The sequence below is a fragment of the Helicobacter pylori genome (assembly GCF_006439795.1).
Classification (GTDB): domain Bacteria; phylum Campylobacterota; class Campylobacteria; order Campylobacterales; family Helicobacteraceae; genus Helicobacter; species Helicobacter pylori_CR.
In genome coordinates this window covers 1-20,300 of sequence record NZ_VEYL01000018.1, presented here as the reverse complement: position 1 = coordinate 20,300, position 20,300 = coordinate 1, and the positions used below count along the sequence as shown (strand labels likewise).

17 protein-coding genes are annotated in these 20,300 nt (G+C 38.3%); 14 read left to right on the top strand and 3 right to left on the bottom strand.

Annotation, left to right across the window (positions count from 1 at the left end):
- Nucleotides 1–6: 6 nt before the first annotated feature.
- Together FIM66_RS07100 and mreC are read left to right on the top strand one after the other, a co-directional pair.
- Nucleotides 7–1,050 (top strand): rod shape-determining protein, encoded by a 1,044-nt coding sequence (locus FIM66_RS07100; protein ID WP_000577744.1) that lies wholly within the window; start codon nucleotides 7–9, stop codon nucleotides 1,048–1,050.
- Between the two features lie 3 nt (nucleotides 1,051–1,053).
- Complete coding sequence (gene mreC / locus FIM66_RS07095; protein WP_140479217.1) at nucleotides 1,054–1,800, top strand: rod shape-determining protein MreC; 747 nt, start codon at nucleotides 1,054–1,056, stop codon at nucleotides 1,798–1,800.
- Between the two features lie 50 nt (nucleotides 1,801–1,850).
- On the opposite strand, the gene FIM66_RS07090 is transcribed toward mreC, so the two are convergent.
- Genes FIM66_RS07090 through FIM66_RS08255 form a run of 3 tightly spaced genes read right to left on the bottom strand, consistent with a single transcriptional unit; the run spans nucleotide 1,851 to nucleotide 7,180 of the window.
- Nucleotides 1,851–4,700, bottom strand: coding sequence for a DEAD/DEAH box helicase family protein (locus FIM66_RS07090; protein ID WP_140600301.1), 2,850 nt, complete (start codon nucleotides 4,698–4,700; stop codon nucleotides 1,851–1,853).
- Between the two features lie 9 nt (nucleotides 4,701–4,709).
- Entirely contained in the window at nucleotides 4,710–5,747 is a 1,038-nt protein-coding gene (locus tag FIM66_RS08260) for a DNA methyltransferase (RefSeq protein ID WP_140600300.1), read from the bottom strand.
- Between the two features lie 5 nt (nucleotides 5,748–5,752).
- Nucleotides 5,753–7,180 (bottom strand): DNA methyltransferase, encoded by a 1,428-nt coding sequence (locus tag FIM66_RS08255; RefSeq protein ID WP_140600310.1) that lies wholly within the window; start codon nucleotides 7,178–7,180, stop codon nucleotides 5,753–5,755.
- 70 nt (nucleotides 7,181–7,250) lie between these two features.
- Between FIM66_RS08255 and crdR the strand changes: the two genes are divergently transcribed.
- The 12 genes from crdR to FIM66_RS07020 all read left to right on the top strand — a co-directional run.
- Nucleotides 7,251–7,892 carry a copper response regulator transcription factor CrdR gene (gene crdR / locus FIM66_RS07075; protein ID WP_140600299.1) on the top strand — a complete coding sequence of 214 codons (642 nt, stop codon included), beginning with the start codon at nucleotides 7,251–7,253 and terminating at the stop codon, nucleotides 7,890–7,892.
- The gene (crdS, locus tag FIM66_RS07070) at nucleotides 7,858–9,060 is read left to right on the top strand and encodes a copper-sensing histidine kinase CrdS (protein ID WP_140600298.1); all 1,203 of its coding nucleotides are present in this window, start codon (nucleotides 7,858–7,860) and stop codon (nucleotides 9,058–9,060) included. The genes crdR and crdS overlap by 35 nt, the downstream gene beginning before the upstream one ends.
- Before the next feature lie 2 nt (nucleotides 9,061–9,062).
- Entirely contained in the window at nucleotides 9,063–10,463 is a 1,401-nt protein-coding gene (locus FIM66_RS07065) for an NAD(P)H-hydrate dehydratase (RefSeq protein WP_140548417.1), read from the top strand.
- A 2-nt stretch (nucleotides 10,464–10,465) separates the two neighbouring features.
- Nucleotides 10,466–11,932 carry a replicative DNA helicase gene (locus tag FIM66_RS07060; protein WP_140600297.1) on the top strand — a complete coding sequence of 489 codons (1,467 nt, stop codon included), beginning with the start codon at nucleotides 10,466–10,468 and terminating at the stop codon, nucleotides 11,930–11,932.
- The gene (locus tag FIM66_RS07055; protein ID WP_194149270.1) at nucleotides 11,929–13,242 is read left to right on the top strand and encodes a ComEC/Rec2 family competence protein; all 1,314 of its coding nucleotides are present in this window, start codon (nucleotides 11,929–11,931) and stop codon (nucleotides 13,240–13,242) included. Before FIM66_RS07060 ends, FIM66_RS07055 begins: the two co-directional genes overlap by 4 nt.
- Before the next feature lie 70 nt (nucleotides 13,243–13,312).
- Nucleotides 13,313–14,155, top strand: coding sequence for a menaquinone biosynthesis prenyltransferase MqnP (gene mqnP, locus FIM66_RS07050; protein ID WP_238699875.1), 843 nt, complete (start codon nucleotides 13,313–13,315; stop codon nucleotides 14,153–14,155).
- Entirely contained in the window at nucleotides 14,148–14,642 is a 495-nt protein-coding gene (locus FIM66_RS07045; RefSeq protein WP_033582238.1) for a hypothetical protein, read from the top strand. The genes mqnP and FIM66_RS07045 overlap by 8 nt, the downstream gene beginning before the upstream one ends.
- Nucleotides 14,643–14,654: 12 nt before the next feature.
- Nucleotides 14,655–15,158, top strand: coding sequence for a DUF6115 domain-containing protein (locus FIM66_RS07040; protein ID WP_140464008.1), 504 nt, complete (start codon nucleotides 14,655–14,657; stop codon nucleotides 15,156–15,158).
- Nucleotides 15,155–15,958: a phosphatidylserine decarboxylase gene (locus tag FIM66_RS07035; protein ID WP_120928047.1), complete on the top strand. Its 804-nt coding sequence runs from the start codon at nucleotides 15,155–15,157 to the stop codon at nucleotides 15,956–15,958. The genes FIM66_RS07040 and FIM66_RS07035 overlap by 4 nt, the downstream gene beginning before the upstream one ends.
- Nucleotides 15,948–16,952 (top strand): quinolinate synthase NadA, encoded by a 1,005-nt coding sequence (gene nadA, locus FIM66_RS07030; RefSeq protein WP_140600296.1) that lies wholly within the window; start codon nucleotides 15,948–15,950, stop codon nucleotides 16,950–16,952. Before FIM66_RS07035 ends, nadA begins: the two co-directional genes overlap by 11 nt.
- Nucleotides 16,952–17,773, top strand: coding sequence for a carboxylating nicotinate-nucleotide diphosphorylase (nadC, locus tag FIM66_RS07025; RefSeq protein WP_140548423.1), 822 nt, complete (start codon nucleotides 16,952–16,954; stop codon nucleotides 17,771–17,773). The genes nadA and nadC overlap by 1 nt, the downstream gene beginning before the upstream one ends.
- Before the next feature lie 24 nt (nucleotides 17,774–17,797).
- Nucleotides 17,798–20,300: type ISP restriction/modification enzyme (locus FIM66_RS07020; protein ID WP_140600295.1), on the top strand; the 2,503-nt coding region annotated here is incomplete at its 3' end.

Here is a 20,300-nt window from a genome sequence, read left to right as displayed (position 1 = left end):
AAGGGCATGATTTTTAGCAAATTGATCGGTTTGTTTTCGCATGATATTGCCATAGATTTAGGCACGGCTAACACGATCGTGTTGGTCAAAGGGCAGGGCATTATTATCAATGAGCCTTCTATTGTGGCGGTGCGCATGGGATTGTTTGATTCTAAAGCTTATGATATTTTGGCAGTGGGGAGCGAGGCTAAGGAAATGCTAGGCAAAACCCCTAACAGCATCAGAGCGATTCGCCCCATGAAAGATGGCGTGATTGCCGATTATGACATTACCGCTAAAATGATCCGCTACTTTATTGAAAAAGCGCACAAACGAAAGACATGGATTCGACCGCGTATCATGGTGTGCGTGCCTTATGGGCTGACAAGCGTGGAAAGGAATGCGGTTAAAGAGAGTGCTTTGAGTGCGGGGGCTAGAGAAGTCTTTTTGATTGAAGAGCCTATGGCAGCCGCGATTGGGGCGGGCTTGCCCGTGAAAGAGCCGCAAGGGAGTTTGATTGTAGATATTGGCGGCGGCACGACTGAAATTGGCGTGATCAGCCTTGGGGGGCTAGTCATTTCTAAAAGCATTAGAGTGGCTGGGGATAAATTGGATCAAAGCATCGTGGAATACATCCGCAAGAAATTCAATTTATTGATAGGGGAGCGCACCGGCGAAGAGATTAAGATTGAAATCGGTTGCGCGATCAAATTGGATCCGCCTCTCACAATGGAAGTGTCAGGGAGGGATCAAGTGAGCGGATTATTACACACGATTGAATTGAGCTCTGATGATGTGTTTGAAGCCATTAAAGATCAGGTGAGAGAAATCTCTAGCGCTTTAAGGAGCGTGCTTGAAGAAGTGAAGCCGGATTTAGCGAAAGACATTGTGCAAAATGGCGTGGTGCTTACCGGCGGTGGGGCTTTGATTAAAGGCTTAGACAAGTATTTAAGCGATATGGTTAAACTCCCTGTGTATGTGGGCGATGAGCCTTTATTGGCGGTAGCCAAAGGCACAGGGGAAGCCATACAAGATTTGGATTTACTCAGCCGTGTGGGTTTTAGTGAATAATGCATGCGCTTTTATTTTAAATTCCTTTGGCTTTTAGGGATTTTTCTTATTTTTTATTTTTTAGACATTAAAGGCAGTTCTTCTTATATCAGCGACCGGATTAAAAACGCCTTGATGAGCGCTAAAAACAGCTTATTAGACAACATTCAAGCGTATTTTTTTCAAGCCCAAAACATTAAGGAGTTTCAAAAAGAACGCTTGATTTTAGAAGCTTTAAAACTAGAAAACGCCGATTTGAAAGAGCGCTTGAATAGTATTTATCCTTTAGAAAATCCAAAAATGACTTATACCCCTACTTTTATGACTTCATTCATCAGTTTAGAAGACACGCACAGCGTTTCTCTCAACCCTATTGTAAATTTAGAAGAAAATAAGATTTATGGCCTTGTTTCTCACAACCAAGCCATAGGCATTGCCGTGCTAGAAAAAGGGCGCTTGAACGGGTTTTTGAACGCTCACAAGCGGTGCGCTTATAGCGTGATGGTAGGCAAAAATCAAGTGTTAGGCTTTATAGGATCTAATTTTAGGCAAGAATTAATCGTGGATTTCATTGTCCCAAGCGCTGAAATCAACATAGGCGATCAAGTGCTAACGAGCGGGCTAGATGGGATTTTTGGAGCGGGGGTGTTTGTGGGCGAAGTTTCAAGCGTTGAAGATCATTACACTTATAAAAGCGCGGTGTTGAAAAACGCTTTTTTGAGCGAAGCCAAACTTTTAAGGCATGTGTTTTTAAGCGATGTGAAAAACTAGCGCTCTATTCAAGGCTAATTCAAGTGCATTTTTAACCCCTTTCAATGAAATTAGGCTAATTGTTTTAGAAAAAAATCTTTTAATTCCCCTTCTTTAATCCAATCATCTCTATAACGCTCCCCCACATCATCCTTATTTCCATAAAATTTTAAAACCACTTGGATTTTGAAATGGGGATTGTTTTTTGGAGTGAAAACCTTATCTTTAAAAAGTTGATACGCATCTGCCTTATGTTCGTAATCAGTGTGTTTGCTCCCTTTAGGATCAACGAAGCAAATGATCTGCGTATTGCCTTTTTGCAGCCAAAAGATAAAATCAGGGAAAAATTTCCTTTCTGCAGCGTTGTTGAAATAAGGGATAAACAAATTGTCTAAATGCTCATCAATCTTGCTGAACGCCCAAAAATCATAGTTTTCTTGCAGCGTTTTGGTAATCTTTAACAACTCTTCTAAAAAATCGCTCTCGCTCTTTACTTTAACCACATGCTTAAGCCAATCGCAGTTTTTGGCTTTAATTAAAGGGGTGTAGTAATGCTCTTTGAGTTTTAACAGCTCGGCGCCATCAACTTCAAAGGTTTTGTCTTGTTTGTGTTTTTCTTTATCCAAAGGCGCATACTCTTTCACTTCTTGGATGGTTTGAATCAATTTTTCTTTTTTATCCGCCCTAACTTTAACCCTTTTAAAATGCACGATTTTCTCATTATCTAGGGCGTTAAACTCGTCTTTAGGCACTTTTTGATTGGGGTATAGCTTGCCTTTAATTTCAGAAATCATGTAATCTAAATCTTTATAATGCCAAGTTGATGCCTTTTTAAAATGCGCTGTTTGTATCATTTCTTTTAACAGCGCGTAATCTTTAGGGTCATAAATTTCATGCTTTAAAATAAAATGCTTTTCACTCATTAAATGAAAATACTCTTTTAAATCCTTAAAATTTTTTTCACTCATTTTAAACGAAGCGCTTTGAGAAATTTTAAGAGCGTTGGTTTGTTCTTTTCGGTAGCAAGGCACGAATAATGCGTGTTTTATGGGCGTTTTTTCTAATTTGATTTCACGCCAAGAACCTCTATTCTCACCCCCATTTTCGCTCTCTTTTTGGAACTTTAAAATCGCTTCAAGGCTTGCATGGTTGGTGGGTATCGCAAAAAGCGTTTCCAACATTGCAGCGTTTGGTTTCAAGTCTTTTTTAACGGCTTCATCTATGTCTAAATACGCTAACCTTTGGCGTTGGTTTTTGACGCTTTCAATCCTTACGCCCCTGCCAAAAGATTGTTTCACCAACTTTTTAGCGTCATCATCAAGCCCTATATTTAAAAATAAAATCACGCTAGGCCTTGTGCTATCCCAGCCGGTGTCAAAAGTGCGAGACCCCACTAAAATATTGATACTGCTCTTATCAATCTGGCTGAAATAGCTCTCTTCTTTAAAGCTCAAATTCTTACTCACCACCTTCACGCTCTTTAATTTTCCACAAATCCATTCTGTAATATCGCCTATTTTAATCAAGCAAAAGACTTTATCGCTTGTGTTGAGCTTGAAAGCGATTTCTTGGTTGTTTTTAGGGTTAATAATGACTTCAATATGCCCGTTACCGGCATAAAAAACTGCTTCTTTTAAGCCTTTAAAATCCAAACGATTTAAACCCTCTTTAAAAACCTCAATCTTATAGTTTTGATCTTTGTCATCGCTAAAAAGAAATTCCGGTTTCTTTAATTCCTCTAATAAATCGTCTTTAGCCCTTAAAAAATCGCTTTCATCATCGTTTTCAATCACGCGCGCTAAAGTTTTAAAAAAGATTTCCGCATCGCTGTTTTCCACATTCACAGAATGCGTGAACACGAGCATTAAAGGGTCATGAAAATAGCCTTCTTTTCTATAGCGTTTTTGCATGCCTAAAAGCAATAACGCTTTTAAAAGAGCGATTTCTTTTTCCCTATCGTTTAAATCCTTTAATTCCTTAAAAGCGTTTAAATTGTTTTTCTTCAATAAAACAGACTCTTTACCATAGCCAAGCTTCACCCACTCGCCCACGCTCAAATTATACACCGCAGTGATAAGATCGCTTTCTTCGGTGAAAGTGGCGCTGAAATTGAATAAAAACCCTTTTAAAGACAGCAGGCTAAAAATCGCTTGCCTTTTGCTCTCAGTCTTGTTCCCCTTATGCGCTTCATCTAAAATCACATAATTTTCCCCATTATCCCAACAATCCTTATAATTTAAAAGGTTTTCCTTGCTTTCTTCATCATTCATTAAATCCGCGCGGTAATAAAAAAGAGCGATTTGTTCCATTATTTTTGGAGCGTGAAAAAAATCTTCATTTTTAACGCTTTTAAGGTTTTTGAAATCCATTTGTTTGGAATAATCCTTACCCTGGTTGTATTTTTCAATTTCTTTTTCAAATTGCTTGATCAAATTTTCATTCGCGCTAAAAAACATGATATTTTTCTTAGGGATTAAACCCATTCTTATAGCCACGCTTAAAAGCTCTACAAGTTTGATGATGACAATCGTTTTACCGCTCCCTGTGGCCATGTAAAAGGCTAAGCGGTTGATAAAATTTTCAAAACTCACGCAATGATTTTCTACCTTAAAATAACCCTTTAACAAAGGATTGAGTTTTTTGTTAGTGAAATCGCAATTAGCGAATGAATAATGCTTTTGATAAAATGCGTAAAATTCTTTTTTACTTTCTTTGAAATCTCTAAAATAAGCGACAAGCATTCTAAAAGCGTTAATTAAGGCTTGCTGTTGGTAATCTAAAAGCTCCTTATTATTATCAAAGCTTTTAAAGTCCAACATTTCTAACGGCTCGTTAATCTTATTAGTGTTCAATTCCTCTTCAGCGAGTTTTTGAGCGACAAAAATTTCATTATTTCTTACTTCTTGTTTTTTCTTTGCCATTATTTTTCCTTACCAAATGAGCGCTTCTTTTAAGGCTTTTAAGATCTCTACTTCTTTATCATTCCCTTTAAATTTCACCACTTTTTCATTGAAAAACTCCACTCCAACGCCGTGTAAATTTTCTAAAGTCTCCTTAATATCCACGCCCATTTTTTCTAGCGCTTCTACATTGAGCGTGTAAGATTCGTTTTTACGCTCCACTAAATCGCTGTATTGTTCATCATAAGCTAAGGGTTTGTCATTGTCTTCATACTTGATTTTTCTTAAAATCTCTTCATAGCTTTCTAATGCATAAACTTTGACTACCCCACCTCCATTAAATTCTTTAAGCACACCGCTTTTAAAACCGCCTATGACCTTTTTAAGGCGAGGCAAAATCACGCTCTCAAAATGCTCCCCCATTTCAATACCGATATACTTTCTCTTCAACTTGTGTGCCACCGTGCAAGTCGTCCCGCTCCCAGCAAAAAAATCTAAAACGAGATCGTTTTCTTGGGTGGAAATTTCTAAAATTCTTGAAATTAGGGCTTCGGGTTTGGGGGTGTCAAAAAGTTTAGTTCCATTAAAAAGGGCTAAAATTTCTTTAGTTGCTTCTGTTGTAGTGCCATACTCTGTAAAAATTGTGCGTGTTTTAATGACTTTTTTCGCATTTTTGATTTCATCATAATAAATTACTTCATAAGGGATTAAACGCCCTTTAGAGTTTTCTTGCCAAAAAATATGTTCGCTATCCAAATTTTCAGGTTTTTTCCGCCAACGCCCCTCTTCACCATTAGGGGCTATAGGGTAAAAATCATTACCGCTTGGATCTTTAATGGAATAATACAGGCTAGGGGCATCAGATCTTAAGGCTCCAGCTCCCCATTTTTCTAATTTTAAAATCTTTGCTTGTTTGCCATTGATAGTTTTATTGAAGTCTTGTATATCATGGTCTATTTCTGTATCAATGATATTAAATTTTTCTTTTTGATAGCACAAGATATACTCATGCTCTTTTGCAAAATTTTCGCTATCTTGACTACCGCCTTTTTTCTTTTGCCATATCAAGTTCGCTACAAAGTTATCACCCCCCCCCCCCCATTAAACACTTCGTCCATTAAAGCTTTGCAATAAGCCTGTTCGTTGTCATCAATGCTCACAAACATCGCACCTTTATCATTTAATAAGGAATGCGCAAGCTCTAGGCGGTTTTCCATCATAGTAAGCCAGCTGGAGCGCTTGAAATTATCCGCATAAATAAATTCATTGTTTTGCGTGTTGTAAGGCGGATCAATGTAAATGCAATCAATGGTTTCTTTATAGCGGTTTTTGAGAGAGTTTAGGGCTTGGTAGTTTTCGCTTTTAATGAGCGTGCCGTTGATTTCATTTTCATTGAATAAGCTTTTAACCTCTTCTTCTAAATCTTTAAAATAAATCGTGTCTAGGGGCAAGAACTCATTTTCTAAAAGATTGTCTGTGGTTTTTAAATTCAAGTCTTGCCATTCTTGGACTTGTTTGGGGTAGTTTGGGTGGGTTGTGATTTTATTCAGATCGTAGTTTTTAGCTTTGAGTTTGTCTAAGCTTACGATGAAATGCGAGTTCAATACAAAGCGGGGTTTGTTCCAAATCTTACAAAGTTCGTTTTCAAATTCGCTCACTAATGAAATCACTTGCAACGCTACTTCCTTAATGGTGTTGATTTCATTAAAGCGTTTATCATCAAACTCAGTCATTTCTTTAAAAAGGTATTCAAACAAATACAAATCCAACTGCTCTTTTAAAAACCCTAGCGCGTTTTTATGGATGAAATAATCCATACTGCCTTGCTTTTTGAATTTTCCAAACACTTTTTTTAATATTTCTTCATCAAGTTTGATGCCATGATTAGAGCATTCTTTTAAAATCTCATGGATATTAGTAACCCTTCCATTGCTTGAGAGACTAACGCTAAAATTTAGGGTGTTGGTTTTTGTGTCTGTATCTTTTAGATTAAAGACTAGTTCTATTTTTTCATTATACTTTTTGCTCTCTAGTAAAGAAGCGTCAAAATTAAAAAGAATGTTTTCTAATTCAAAGCAAAAATCCTTATAGTTCGTTTCGCTTTTCACATAATAGAGATCTTTAGTTTTATAAAATAAGGCGGTGTCTTTTTTAAGGGAGCATTTTTCATAATCGCTTTTGGCATAAAGGCTGTCATAAAGGGGCGTGTCGTTGAAATAAATCCCTCCATTAGTGCTGAAATAACGCTTGAAAAAGCTATAGAGCTTGTCAAACAATTCTTCTTTGAGATCGTTGTTGTTTTGGCATTTTAAACCAATGAATTTTTCCAATTCTTGTTTTTTATTTTGATAATACTTGCTCTTAGCCCTCATGAGATTGATCATGCCATTTTTCACCGCTTTAGGGGTAGGATCTAAAAGGCTTTCTTGTTTGTCTTCAATCTTAACGCCTATGAAAAGGTTTTCTAAAACTTCATAAAATTGCGCTTCGTTCGTTTTCATCATAACGCTCCTTTAAAAACATGAAGAAGTATTATAACAAAGCCCATTCATTTAGCGCTACAATACCCCCATGCAAAAAAAGATTTTTTTACTAGAGGACGATTACCTTTTAAGCGAGAGCGTTAAGGAGTTTTTGGAGCATTTAGGCTATGAAGTGTTTTGCGCTTTTAACGGGAAAGAAGCTTATGAAAGGCTCTCTGTTGAGCGTTTTAACCTCTTGCTTTTAGACGTGCAAGTGCCTGAAATGAATAGCTTGGAATTATTCAGGCACATCAAAAACGATTTTTTAATCTCTACGCCTGTGATTTTTATCACCGCCTTACAGGATAACGCTACCTTAAAAAACGCTTTTAATTTAGGGGCGAGCGATTATTTGAAAAAGCCTTTTGATTTGGACGAATTGGAAGCGCGCATTAAAAGGTTTTTCAATGATGATCCCATAGAAATCATGCCTAACATTTTTTATTACCAACACTCTTTGGATATTAAAGGGAAAAAGGAAATCCTAGCACCCAAAACCGCCCAACTTTTAGAATACTTTTTAGAACATAAGGGGCAAATCATCAGCTCTCAAGCGTTAGAAAATAATTTATGGGAGCAGGCTATTGATGATTCCACCTTGCGCACTTATATTAAGGTGTTGCGCAAGCTTTTAGGGAAAAATTGCATAGAAACGCATAAGGGGGTGGGCTATCGCTTTAACCCACTATGAAAAAAAATCCCTCAAACTCTTTTTAGGGACTTATTTGGGCTCTTCGTTTGTGTTGATGCTAGTGATTAGCGTTTTAGCGTTTAACTATGAAAAAAACGAAAAAATCAAAATGATACGCATGGACATGGACAAAATGGCTTCTAAGATCGCTAGTGAAGTGGTTGCCTTGCACATGCAAACGCATGGGGATTACCAAAACGCTTTAAACGCTCTGATTTCACGCTATAAAGACGCTTCCATAGCCCTTTTTGATGGCAAGAGGCGTGTTTTGTATTCTAATATCCCTGAAAGCGAAAATTTGATTAAAAACCATAAAGAAGCGGGATTTTTTAGTTTCAAGGGGGAGTATTACCTATTTAGCGATGAAACTTTCGCTCATTTAGGCGTGGCTAAAATGCTTTTTAAAAATTCTAAACCCCTTCATTTTTCTTCTTTGTATCGTAACATTGTTTTAGTGTTTGTCGTAGCGTTTTTATGCGTCATAGGGGTTTCTGTGTTTTTGGGGCGTTTGTTTTTAAAGCCCATTAGGAATGAAATCACCCGTATTGATCATTTTTTAAAAAACACCACGCATGAATTAAACACCCCCATGAGCGCTTTAGTCTTGTCTTTAAAAACCTTAGAAGACAACCAACAACACCGCCGCATTAAAATCGCTATCCAGCGCATGAGTTTTTTATACCGCTCGCTCTCGTATTTAGTGATGCAAGATATTGAATGCGAATCCCCTATGCTTTTAGATTTAAAAGCCCTAATTACCAAAGAAAACACGCTTTTTAGCGAGATGATAGACTACCACAAGCTGGAATTTAAAAGCGATTTAGTGGGAGTGGAGATTAAGGCTAAAGAGCAGGATTTCATTTCGCTTTATAGCAATTTGCTCATGAATGCGATCAAATACAGCGTCATGCATGGGTATATCCACATAGAGCTAACGCATGAGTTTTTGAAAGTGAAAAATTTAGGGTATGAAATCCCTAAAGACAAAATCGTAGAATTAAGCGTTCGTTATGCGCGTTTCAATTCTAGCGTGTTGGGTTATGGTATAGGGTTAGATTTAGTGAAAAAAGTGTGTGAAAAGTATAAAATACGTTTAGAAATTCATAGCGAACCCTCTTTAAAAGGATCGTTTTATGAAAATTCGTTTTGCGTTCAATTTCAAGGATAAAGATGCTTTCAGTGTATGAAAAAGTAAATGCTCTAGACAAAAGGGCGCTTGAAGAATTTAATTTAAGCGAAGACATTTTAATGGAAAACGCCGCTATGGCTTTAGAAAAAGCGGTTTTACAAAACGCTTCTTTAGGCACTAAAGTCATTATTCTTTGTGGGAGCGGGGATAATGGGGGCGATGGCTATGCGTTAGCCAGGCGTTTAGTGGGGCGTTTTAAAACGCTGGTCTTTGAAATGAAACTAGCCAAAAGCCCCATGTGCCAATTGCAAAAAGAAAGGGCTAAAAAAGTAGGGGTAGTCATCAAAGCATGGGAAGAAAAAAATGAAGATTTAGAATGCGATGTGTTAATAGATTGCGTGATAGGGAGCGATTTTAAGGGCGCATTAGAGCCTTTTTTAAACTTTGAAAGCCTTTCTCAAAAAGCGCGCTTTAAGATCGCTTGCGATATTCCTAGCGGAATCGATTCTAAAGGCAGGGTGGATAAGGGAGCGTTTAAAGCGGATTTGACTATCAGCATGGGCGCTATTAAGTCATGCTTATTAAGCGATAGGGCTAAAGACTATATAGGGGAATTGAAAGTGGGGCATTTAGGGGTTTTTAATCCAATTTATGAGATCCCAACAGACACTTTTTTGCTGGAAAAAAGCGATTTGAAACTGCCCTTAAGGGATAAAAAAAACGCTCATAAAGGCGATTACGGGCATGCGCACATTCTTTTAGGCAAGCATAGTGGGGCTGGGTTATTGAGCGCATTAAGCGCGTTAAGTTTTGGATCTGGAGTGGTGAGCGTTCAAGCGTTAGAATGCGAGATAACTTCTAATAACAAGCCTTTAGAATTGGTTTTTTGTGAAAATTTCCCTAACTTCTTGAGCGCGTTCGCTCTTGGCATGGGGTTAGAAAATATTCCAAAGGATTTTAACAAGTGGCTTGAATTAGCCCCATGCGTTTTAGATGCGGGCGTTTTTTATCACAAAGAGGTCTTGCAAGCTTTAGAAAAAGAAGTGATCTTAACCCCTCACCCTAAAGAATTTTTATCGTTGTTAAAATTAGTGGGGATCAATATAAGCATGCTAGAATTACTAGACAATAAACTAGAAATCGTAAGGGATTTTTCTCAAAAATACCCCAAAGTGGTTTTACTTTTAAAAGGGGCTAATACCCTAATCGCTCATCAAGGGCAGGTTTTTATCAACACTTTAGGGAGCGTGGCTTTAGCCAAAGCTGGGAGTGGCGATGTGTTAGCGGGGCTGATTGTAAGCCTACTTTCTCAAAACTACACGCCTTTAGACGCCGCTATTAACGCAAGCTTAGTGCACGCCCTAGCGGGTTTAGAATTTAAGAACAATTACGCTTTAACGCCCTTAGATCTGATAGAGAAGATCAAACGATTAAAAGGATAAACATGGATCATTTAAAGCATTTGCAGCAATTGCAAAACATTGAAAGGATCGTGCTTTCAGGCATTGTGTTGGCCAATCACAAGATTGAAGAGGTCCATAGCGTTTTAGAGCCTAGCGATTTTTACTACCCGCCTAACGGCTTGTTTTTTGAAATCGCTTTAAAACTGCATGAAGAAGATTGCCCCATTGATGAGAATTTTATCCGCCAAAAAATGCCTAAAGACAAGCAAATCAAAGAAGAAGATCTGGTCGCTATTTTTGCGGCAAGCCCTATAGATAATATTGAAGCTTATGTGGAAGAGATTAAAAACGCTTCCATTAAACGAAAACTTTTTGGCTTGGCTAACACCATTAGAGAGCAAGCCCTAGAAAGCGTGCAAAAATCCAGCGATATTTTAGGCGCTGTGGAGCGAGAAGTTTATGCGTTATTGAATGGCAGCACCATAGAGGGCTTTAGGAGCATTAAAGAAGTGCTTGAAAGCGCAATGGATCTTATTACAGAAAACCAAAGAAAAGGGAGTTTGGAAGTTACTGGCATACCGACTGGCTTTGTCCAATTGGATAATTATACGAGCGGTTTTAATAAGGGGAGTTTAGTTATTATAGGGGCAAGGCCGTCTATGGGTAAAACCAGTTTGATGATGAACATGGTCTTAGCTGCACTCGATGACGATAGAGGGGTAGCGGTTTTTAGTTTGGAAATGTCCGCAGAGCAACTCGCTTTAAGGGCGTTATCGGATCTCACTTCTATTAACATGCATGATTTAGAGAGCGGGAGGCTTGATGATGATCAATGGGAAAATTTAGCCAAATGCTACGATCACCTTTCTTGCAAAAAACTCTTCTTCTACGATAAAAGCTATGTGAGGATAGAGCAAATCCGCTTGCAACTGCGAAAGCTTAAATCCCAACACAAGGAATTGGGTATCGCTTTTATTGACTATTTGCAGCTCATGTCAGGGAGCAAAGCCACTAAAGAACGCCATGAACAGATCGCTGAAATTTCAAGGGAGCTTAAAACTTTAGCCAGAGAGTTAGAAATCCCTATCATAGCGTTAGTCCAACTCAACCGCAGCCTAGAAAATCGAGACGATAAACGGCCCATTCTTTCTGATATTAAAGACAGCGGAGGGATTGAACAAGACGCTGATATTGTTTTATTTTTGTATAGAGGCTATATCTATCAAATGAGAGCTGAAGACAACAAAATAGACAAGCTCAAAAAAGAAGGCAAAATTGAAGAGGCGCAAGAATTGCACCTAAAAGTCAATGAAGAAAGGCGTATCCACAAGCAAAATGGCAGTATTGAAGAGGCTGAAATCATTGTGGCTAAAAACAGGAATGGGGCTACAGGAACGGTTTATACGCGCTTTAACGCTCCTTTAACGCGCTATGAAGACATGCCTATAGATTCTCATTTAGAAGAAAACCAAGAAACTAAAATAGACTATGATATAGTTACAACTTGAAAGATAAAACTTTTCAGGGGGCGTTTGAACTTCTTACAACCCCCAAAGAATACTTGTTGTGTGGGGTTATTTTAAGCCTTTTGTTAGCGCTTAATCTTTATTTAGAATACTTGAATTACCAAAAGCTTGATTTTTCAAAACCTACAAGCCTGAACGCTCAAATCTTGTTGCAATACCCTAAAACTAAAGATCAAAAAACCTATTTTGTTTTAAAGCTCCAATCAAAGGGCATGATCTTTTACACCACCATTAAAGAACCTTTAAAAAACCTCCAATACCGCCACGCGCAATTTTTTGGCAAAATCAAACCTTGCTCGTTTTTGGAGTCTTTAAAATCATGTTTTTTTCAAACTTATTCTTTTTCTTTAACGCGAAAACAAGATTGCAAATCGCATTGGCGCCATTTCATTGACAGCGCTCATTCAAGCGCTTTAGTAGGTAATTTGTATCGAGCGTTGTTTATAGGGGATAGCTTGAATAAAGACTTAAGAGATAGGGCTAACGCGCTAGGGATCAACCACTTACTAGCCATTAGCGGGTTTCATTTAGGGATTTTGAGCGCGAGCGTGTATTTTCTTTTCTCTCTTTTTTATGCCCCCTTACAAAAACGCTATTTCCCTTATAGGAACGCTTTTTATGATATAGGGGTTTTGGTGTGGGTTTTTTTGCTAGGGTATTTATTGCTGTTAGATTTTTTACCCTCTTTTTTCAGGGCGTTTTTAATGGGCTTGTTAGGGTTTTTGGCATGCTTTTTTGGGGTAAGGCTTTTGAGTTTTAAACTTTTGATTTTAGCATGCTGTATCGCTATAGCGTTACTCCCTAAATTGCTTTTTAGCGTGGGGTTTTTGCTTTCTGTTTGTGGGGTGTGGTATATCTTTTTATTCTTAAAACACACTCAAGCCTTTTTTAAAACCTCTTCTTTTTTGGTGCGATCTTTTCAAGTCATAAGCTTAAGCGCACTGGTGTTTTTGAACATGCTCATCATTGCGCATGCCTTTTTCCCTATGTTTTCGCCCTACCAGCTCTTTAGCATTCCTTTAGGCTTGATTTTTATCGTGTTTTTCCCTTTGAGTTTACTCTTGCATGCGGTGGGTTTGGGGTCTTTATTGGATCATATTTTAAGCATGCCTTTAACAATCCCCACGATTTCGGTTCCTTCACCCTTATGGCTTTTGGGGGCGCATTTATTTTTAACGATTTTAAGCGCGCGTTTTTTTAAAGTTTATTTGAGCATGAATGTTTTGAGCGCGGGCTTTTTCTTGTATTGTTGCTATCAATATATTATAATGCCTAGTTTAATTGTAGGTTAGAAAAGTCATTTTATTAGGGATCAAATAATTGCTTAAAAAAATCACGCATAAAATCAAAGCTTTAAGCGAATTGGTCGCTTTGGAGCATACGATATTTTCTAGCATGTTTTTACTCATGGCTATGGTCATAAGCTCCTATCAAAAAAATCAAACGCTCTTTTTTGGGTTAGAAACCTTAATCCTTTGTTTTTTAGCCTTATTAGGGGCAAGAAACTTCGCTATGGGGTTTAACCGCTTGGTGGATAGAGATATTGACAAGGATAACCCAAGGACGAAAAACCGCCCGAGCGTGGATGGCCGGATCAGCGTTAAAGGCATGGTGGTTTTTAGCGCTTTAAACGCTCTTTTATTCGTGGGGGTGAGCTATTTCATTAACCCTTTAGCTTTCAGGCTTTCGTTACCTTTTTTAATCATTTTAGGGGGGTATTCGTTCTTCAAGCGCTTTTCTTCTTTGGCGCATTTTATCGTGGGTTTGGCTTTGGGTTTAGCCCCCATTGCTGGGAGTGTGGCGGTTTTAGGGGATATTCCTTTATGGAATGTTTTTTTGGCTTTAGGGGTGATGTTATGGGTGGCTGGGTTTGATTTGCTCTATTCTTTACAGGATATGGAGTTTGATAAGGAAAGGGGCTTGTTTTCCATTCCTAGTCAATTGGGGGAAAAATGGTGCTTGAATCTTTCAAGGCTCTCACACCTTGTAGCGCTTGTGTGCTGGCTTTGTTTTGTGAAATGCTATCATGGGGGGCTTTTTGCGTATTTAGGATTAGGGGTTTCAGCCTTGATTTTACTCTATGAGCAGATCTTAGTGGCTAGAGATTATAAAAACATTCCTAAAGCCTTTTTTGTGAGCAATGGCTATTTGGGGGTGGTGTTTTTTATTTTTATTGTCCTTGATGTGGGGTTTAAGCATGCATGAGTTGGTTTTAAGATCCCAAGCTTTAGGGTTTGAAACGCGCCTAGTCCAATGCGATTTATCGTTCTCTTATGAAAGGTTCATCTCTAAAACCACACGCTCTTTAGCGGTATTAGAAGAATTTGATTGGTTGGGTTCTGGCTTTGATTTTTCACGCTTGAATGTTGAAAATGACACTCTGGAATTGTTCAAAGCACTGTATTTTAAATTAGAAAAATTAGAGAGCCTGCTTTTAAAAGAAAATTTACTTGAATTAGAGCAAAAGGATCGCATCACTGCTTTAGGGCATGGGTTGATTTGTATCAAAAAATCAAGCCTGATAGCGCCTCAAACTTACTATGGGCGTTGTGTGTTAGAGGGGAAAATCCTAGCCTTTTTTGGCGTGGCTAGGGATAAAAATTTTTTAGAAATCACTCGCATGCACGCCTTAGACATTAAGCGTTATGATTCTTTCATTGTCCATAGCGAAAGAAAAGGCTTAAAATTATGAACGGGAGCAGTCATGTTATATTCTAATGATTTGTTTATGGTCGTTTTAGGGGCGATTTTATTGGTGTTGGTGTGCTTGGTGGGGTATTTGTATCTTAAAGAAAAAGAGTTTTACCATAAAATGAGGCGTTTAGAAAAAACTTTAGATGAATCCTATCAAGAAAATTATATCTATTCTAAGCGTTTGAAAGAATTAGAGGGGCGTTTGGAAGGCCTTTCTTTAGAAAAAAGCGCTAAAGAGGATAGCTCATTGAGAACGACCCTTTCACACCTTTATAACCAGTTGCAAGAAATCCAAAAATCCATGGATAAAGAGCGCGATTATTTAGAAGAAAAAATCATTATTTTAGAAAACAAATTCAAAGACATGGGGCATTATGCCGCTAACGATGAAATCAACGAAAAACAGGTTTTGAAAATGTATCAAGAAGGCTATAGCGTGGATTCTATTTCTAAAGAATTTAAAGTGAGTAAGGGCGAGGTGGAGTTTGTATTGAACATGGCAGGGTTAAAATGATAGCTTTAAGCAACGCTCTTTCAAGGGTTTTTGGTTCTGTCGCTGGCTATGAATTCCCTTCTTTTATCCAAAAAGGCATCAACGCCCTTTATGTTAAGATCTTTAAAATTGATTTGAGCGAGTTTGAACCTTTAGAAAATTATAAGAGTTTGAACGCTCTTTTCACGCGCTCTTTAAAGAAAGAACGCCCCTTTGACAAAGCCCCTAATGCATGCATTGCACCTTGCGATGCTTTGATCACTGAATGCGCTTTTTTAGACAACGATAGCGCTTTACAAATTAAAGGCATGCCCTATAAAGCGCATGAATTAGTGGGCGAAATCAACCCCTTAAGCCCTTCTTTTTTCTATGTGAATTTTTACCTTTCGCCCAAAGATTACCACCACTACCACGCCCCTTGCGATTTAGAAATTTTAGAGGCTCGTTGCTTTGCGGGGAAATTACTGCCAGTCAATAAGCCCTCACTATACAAAAACAAAAATCTGTTTGTGGGCAATGAAAGAGTCGCACTTGTTGCGAAAGACATTCAAGGTAATAGGCTGTATTTTGTAGCGGTGGGAGCGTTAAATGTGGGTAAAATGCGTTTTAATTTTGATAAGAATATTCAAACTAACGCTAAAGCCCATTTCACGCAAACCTACTCTTACAACCCCCCCATTAAGGTTAAAAAAGGGGATAATTTAGGGAATTTTGAAATGGGCTCTACTATCGTTTTATTCATTCAAAACACCGCTTTTAAGGATTTGAAAGAAAAAAGCGTGAAGTTTGGGGAAAGTATAGGGGAATTTCATGCCAACTGATTTAAAAACTTCTATTGTGGAATTGTTGCACGATTTAGACGTGCTTTTAGTGGCTCACTTTTATCAAAAAGATGAGATTGTAGAGTTAGCCCATTATACAGGCGATAGCCTGGAATTAGCTAAAATCGCAAGCCAAAGCGATAAAAACCTCATCGTGTTTTGCGGGGTGCATTTCATGGGCGAGAGCGTGAAAGCCCTAGCCTTTGACAAGCAAGTGATCATGCCCAAACTCTCATGCTGTTCTATGGCAAGAATGATAGACAGCCATTACTACGATAGAAGCGTTCATTTATTGAAAGAATGCGGCGTTAAAGAATTTTACCCTATCACTTATATCAATTCTAACGCTGAAGTGAAAGCCAAAGTCGCTAAAGATGATGGCGTGGTCTGCACGAGCAGGAACGCTTCTAAAATCTTTAATCACGCTTTAAAACAAAATAAAAAAATCTTTTTTCTACCGGATAAATGCTTGGGGGAAAATCTGGCCCTAGAAAATGGCTTAAAAAGCGCGATTTTAGGCGTAAATAGCCCAGAAGAAATTAAAAACGCTGATGTGGTTTGTTATAACGGCTTTTGTTCGGTGCATCAGCTTTTCAAATTAGAAGACATTGAATTTTACCGCCAAAAATACCCGGATATTTTAATCGCTGTCCATCCAGAGTGTGATCCTAGTGTGGTTTCTAACGCTGATTTTAGCGGATCAACGAGTCAAATCATAGAATTTGTAGAAAAGTTAAACCCTAATCAAAAAGTCGCCATAGGCACTGAAAGCAATTTAGTCAACCGCCTGAAAGCCAAGCGCAACCACCAAAACACTTTCATTCTTTCTAGCACGCTCGCCCTTTGCCCCACCATGAATGAAACGACTTTAAAAGATTTGTTTGAAGTCTTAAAGGCTTATAAAAACCACAGGGCTTATAATGCGATTGAATTAAAAGATGAGGTGGCGCGTTTGGCCAAACTCGCTTTAACTAAAATGATGGAGTTGTCCTAATGGAGATTAAAACCTTTCTAAAACGCGCTTTAAAAGAAGATTTAGGGCATGGGGATTTGTTTGAAAGGGTGTTAGAAAAAGATTTTAAAGCCACAGCCTTTGTTAGGGCTAAACAAGAGGGCGTGTTTTCAGGCGAAAAATACGCTCTAGAGTTGTTGGAAATGACCGGTATTGAATGCGTCAAAATAATTAAGGATAAAGAACGCTTCAAGCCTAAAGACACCCTAATGGAAATTAGGGGGGATTTTAGCATGCTTTTAAAGGTTGAGCGCACCCTTTTAAACCTTTTGCAACACAGCAGCGGGATCGCCACTTTAACGAGTCGTTTTGTAGAAGCTTTAAATTCTCATAAAGTGCGTTTGTTGGACACACGAAAAACCAGACCCCTTTTAAGGATCTTTGAAAAATATTCCGTGCTTAATGGGGGAGCGAGCAACCACCGCTTAGGGTTAGATGACGCTTTAATGCTTAAAGACACGCATTTAAAGCATGTCAAAGATCTCAAAAGCTTTTTAACGCATGCCAGAAAAAACTTGCCTTTCACGGCTAAAATTGAAATTGAATGCGAAAGCTTTGAAGAGGCCAAAAACGCCATGAATGCGGGAGCGGATATTGTGATGTGCGATAACATGAGCGTTGGAGAAACTAAAGAAATTGCCGCTTATAGAGATGCGCATTATCCCTTCGTTTTACTAGAAGCGAGCGGGAACATTTCACTAGAGAGCATCAACGCTTACGCTAAAAGCGGCGTGGATGCCATTAGTGTAGGGGCTTTAATCCATCAAGCCACTTTTATTGACATGCACATGAAAATGGCTTAAAGACTTTAAAAAGGGGTTATTAACATGCTAAAAGAATATTTAGAAAGCATTAAAGATCTTACGCCCAAAAAGAATGAACTCACGCACCGCCCTTCTTTATACAACTTGCTTAAGGGTTTGAAAGATCATTTCAATAAAGAATATGAGATTGAACATGAGCCTGAAAGAGAGCAAAAAAGCCAGCCTGATTTCCGCGTTTCTCTTCAAGGGCTTAGCATCGGCTATATAGAAAATAAAAGAGTGGGGACTAATCTTAGCCAGCTTTTAAAAAACGATCAAATCCTTAAATATTTAGAATTAAACCCCAACCTCATGCTCACCGATTACCTTAATTTCGTATGGGTGGGGAAAGATGAAAATAACGCCCCTTTAATCAAAAAAGAAATCTCTGTCGCTAGCCTTGATGAACTCTCTAAACCCCTAAAACCCAAGCCACAAACCGAGCGCGATCTGATTGAATTGTTCAAAAGCTTTTTCAATTACGAAGCAGCCCCTATCACTAACGCTAAAGATTTCGCAACGCATTTAAGCCCGCGCACCAAGTATTTAAAAGACGCTTTAATCAAATACCAAGAAAAAGTGCAAGTTTCTAGTATTTTTAAGAATTTTAAAGAATATCTTTATGAAGAATTGAGTTTTGAAGACTTTAGCGATGCACTCGCTCAAACGCTCACCTACAGCCTTTTTTTAGCCAAGCTCAACCACCCTTTTGAAAAAATTGATTTGAATAATGTGAGGAGTTCCATCCCTAAAAATTTCGCTGTGATCAGAGAAATGGCGGATTTTTTAAAGAAACTTGATGAAATTAAAGAAATCCAATGGCTTTTAAATGAAATTTTAAGCTTGATAAATCATGTTGATATGAGTTCTATCCTTAAAGATTTGAATGACGATAAAGACCCTTATTTGCACTTTTATGAAACCTTTTTAAGCGCTTATGACCCTAAATTGCGAGAGAGTAAGGGCGTGTATTACACCCCAGATTCTGTGGTGAAATTCATCATTAACGCTTTGGATAGTTTGCTTAAAACGCATTTCAAAGACGCTCCCTTAGGCTTAAAAAGCGCATTAGATAACGAAAACATCAAGCTCTTAGATTTTGCTACCGGCACCGGCACCTTTTTATTAGAAGCGTTCAGGAAAGCCCTAGAAACGAGAAAGACAAGCGATGGAGGCACCTCCACTAAAGAGGACAAATACCAAAACCTCTTGAAGCAATTCTATGGGTTTGAATACTTGATCGCTCCTTATGCGATCGCTCATTTGAATCTCAGCCAAGCCTTTAAGCAGGAGTTTAAAAAACCTCTCAAAGAAAACGATGTGCTTAAAATCATTTTAACCAACACTCTTATACAGCCTAGTGAGATCGCCGCTTATCGTGGGCTGCAACCGATTTTTGAAACAGAGCTTAAAAGCGCTCAAAAAATTAAAAAAGATGAAAATATTCTCATCATCACCGGTAATCCCCCTTATAGCGGGGCGAGCAGTAATGAGGGCTTGTTTGAATGGGAAGTGAAAGCCACTTACGGCATAGAGCCCAAATCCCAAACCATAGAAATTGAAAAAAATGTTAAACTTACCGATAAAATCAAAACGCTTTTAAAAAACCTTCAAAAACAAAAGGAAAGTGGCAGCAAAGACGCCCTAAAGAGCCTTAAACAGCTCCATTCCAAATACAAACTACAAGATGAGAGAAACCCTAAATGGCTCTTAGACGATTATGTGAAATTCATGCGTTTCGCTCAAAACAAGATCGAATCATTAGGGCATGGCCTTTTTGGCTTTATCTCTAACAACGCCTTTTTAGACAACCCTACTTTTAGGGGGTTAAGGCGCTCTCTTTTAGAATGCTACGATGAGCTTTATATCTTAAATTTGCATGGAAACGCTAGGAAAAAGGAGAAAACCCCACAAGGCGCAAAAGATGAAAATGTTTTCAATATCATGCAAGGCGTGTCCATCAACCTCTTTGTCAAAAAGGCGCAAGCCACCAAGCAAAAAATCTTTTATTATGATGTGTATGGCGAAAGGGCTGAAAAATACGCCTTTTTAGCCCAACATGATATAAATAGCATTGAGTGGCTTGAGCTTACCCCAAGAGAGCCTTTTTACTTGCTCATACCCCAAGAAACGCCCTTGTTAGATGAATACGAACAAGGGTTTAGCGTTCAGGATATGTTTCAAGTTGGAAGCACCGGTATTTGCTCTAAAAAAGACCATGTCGTTTTCCACAAGGACAAAGAAAGCTTGCTCAAGCTTTTAAAAGATTTTTCAACTTTAGAGCCTAGCGAGTTACGCAGAAAGTATGATATTGGCGATGATAGTAGGGATTGGCGTTTAAACAATGCTATCAAAGAAGTTAAGACTAATATTAAGCGTTTAGAAGAATACATTGTTTCGTGCCAATACCGCCCTTTTGATTATCGTTGGACTTATTACACACCTAATTCAAGGACTTTTTTAGCATATCCTGTATATGATGTTTTTAAGCACATGTTACCCCCCCCCCCCCAACAAACCCTAAAAC

Bases quoted from the DNA above. Each gene is read 5' to 3' on its own strand.
- crdR (WP_140600299.1), top strand. From the start codon at position 7,251: ATGCAAAAAAAGATTTTTTTACTAGAGGACGATTACCTTTTAAGCGAG.
- FIM66_RS07090 (WP_140600301.1), bottom strand. From the start codon at position 4,700: ATGGCAAAGAAAAAACAAGAAGTAAGAAATAATGAAATTTTTGTCGCT.
- mreC (WP_140479217.1), top strand. From the start codon at position 1,054: ATGCGCTTTTATTTTAAATTCCTTTGGCTTTTAGGGATTTTTCTTATT.
- FIM66_RS07035 (WP_120928047.1), top strand. From the start codon at position 15,155: ATGATAGCTTTAAGCAACGCTCTTTCAAGGGTTTTTGGTTCTGTCGCT.
- FIM66_RS07100 (WP_000577744.1), top strand. From the start codon at position 7: ATGATTTTTAGCAAATTGATCGGTTTGTTTTCGCATGATATTGCCATA.
- nadA (WP_140600296.1), top strand. From the start codon at position 15,948: ATGCCAACTGATTTAAAAACTTCTATTGTGGAATTGTTGCACGATTTA.
- FIM66_RS07060 (WP_140600297.1), top strand. From the start codon at position 10,466: ATGGATCATTTAAAGCATTTGCAGCAATTGCAAAACATTGAAAGGATC.
- FIM66_RS07045 (WP_033582238.1), top strand. From the start codon at position 14,148: ATGCATGAGTTGGTTTTAAGATCCCAAGCTTTAGGGTTTGAAACGCGC.
- FIM66_RS07040 (WP_140464008.1), top strand. From the start codon at position 14,655: ATGTTATATTCTAATGATTTGTTTATGGTCGTTTTAGGGGCGATTTTA.
- FIM66_RS08255 (WP_140600310.1), bottom strand. From the start codon at position 7,180: ATGAAAACGAACGAAGCGCAATTTTATGAAGTTTTAGAAAACCTTTTC.
- nadC (WP_140548423.1), top strand. From the start codon at position 16,952: ATGGAGATTAAAACCTTTCTAAAACGCGCTTTAAAAGAAGATTTAGGG.
- FIM66_RS07065 (WP_140548417.1), top strand. From the start codon at position 9,063: ATGCTTTCAGTGTATGAAAAAGTAAATGCTCTAGACAAAAGGGCGCTT.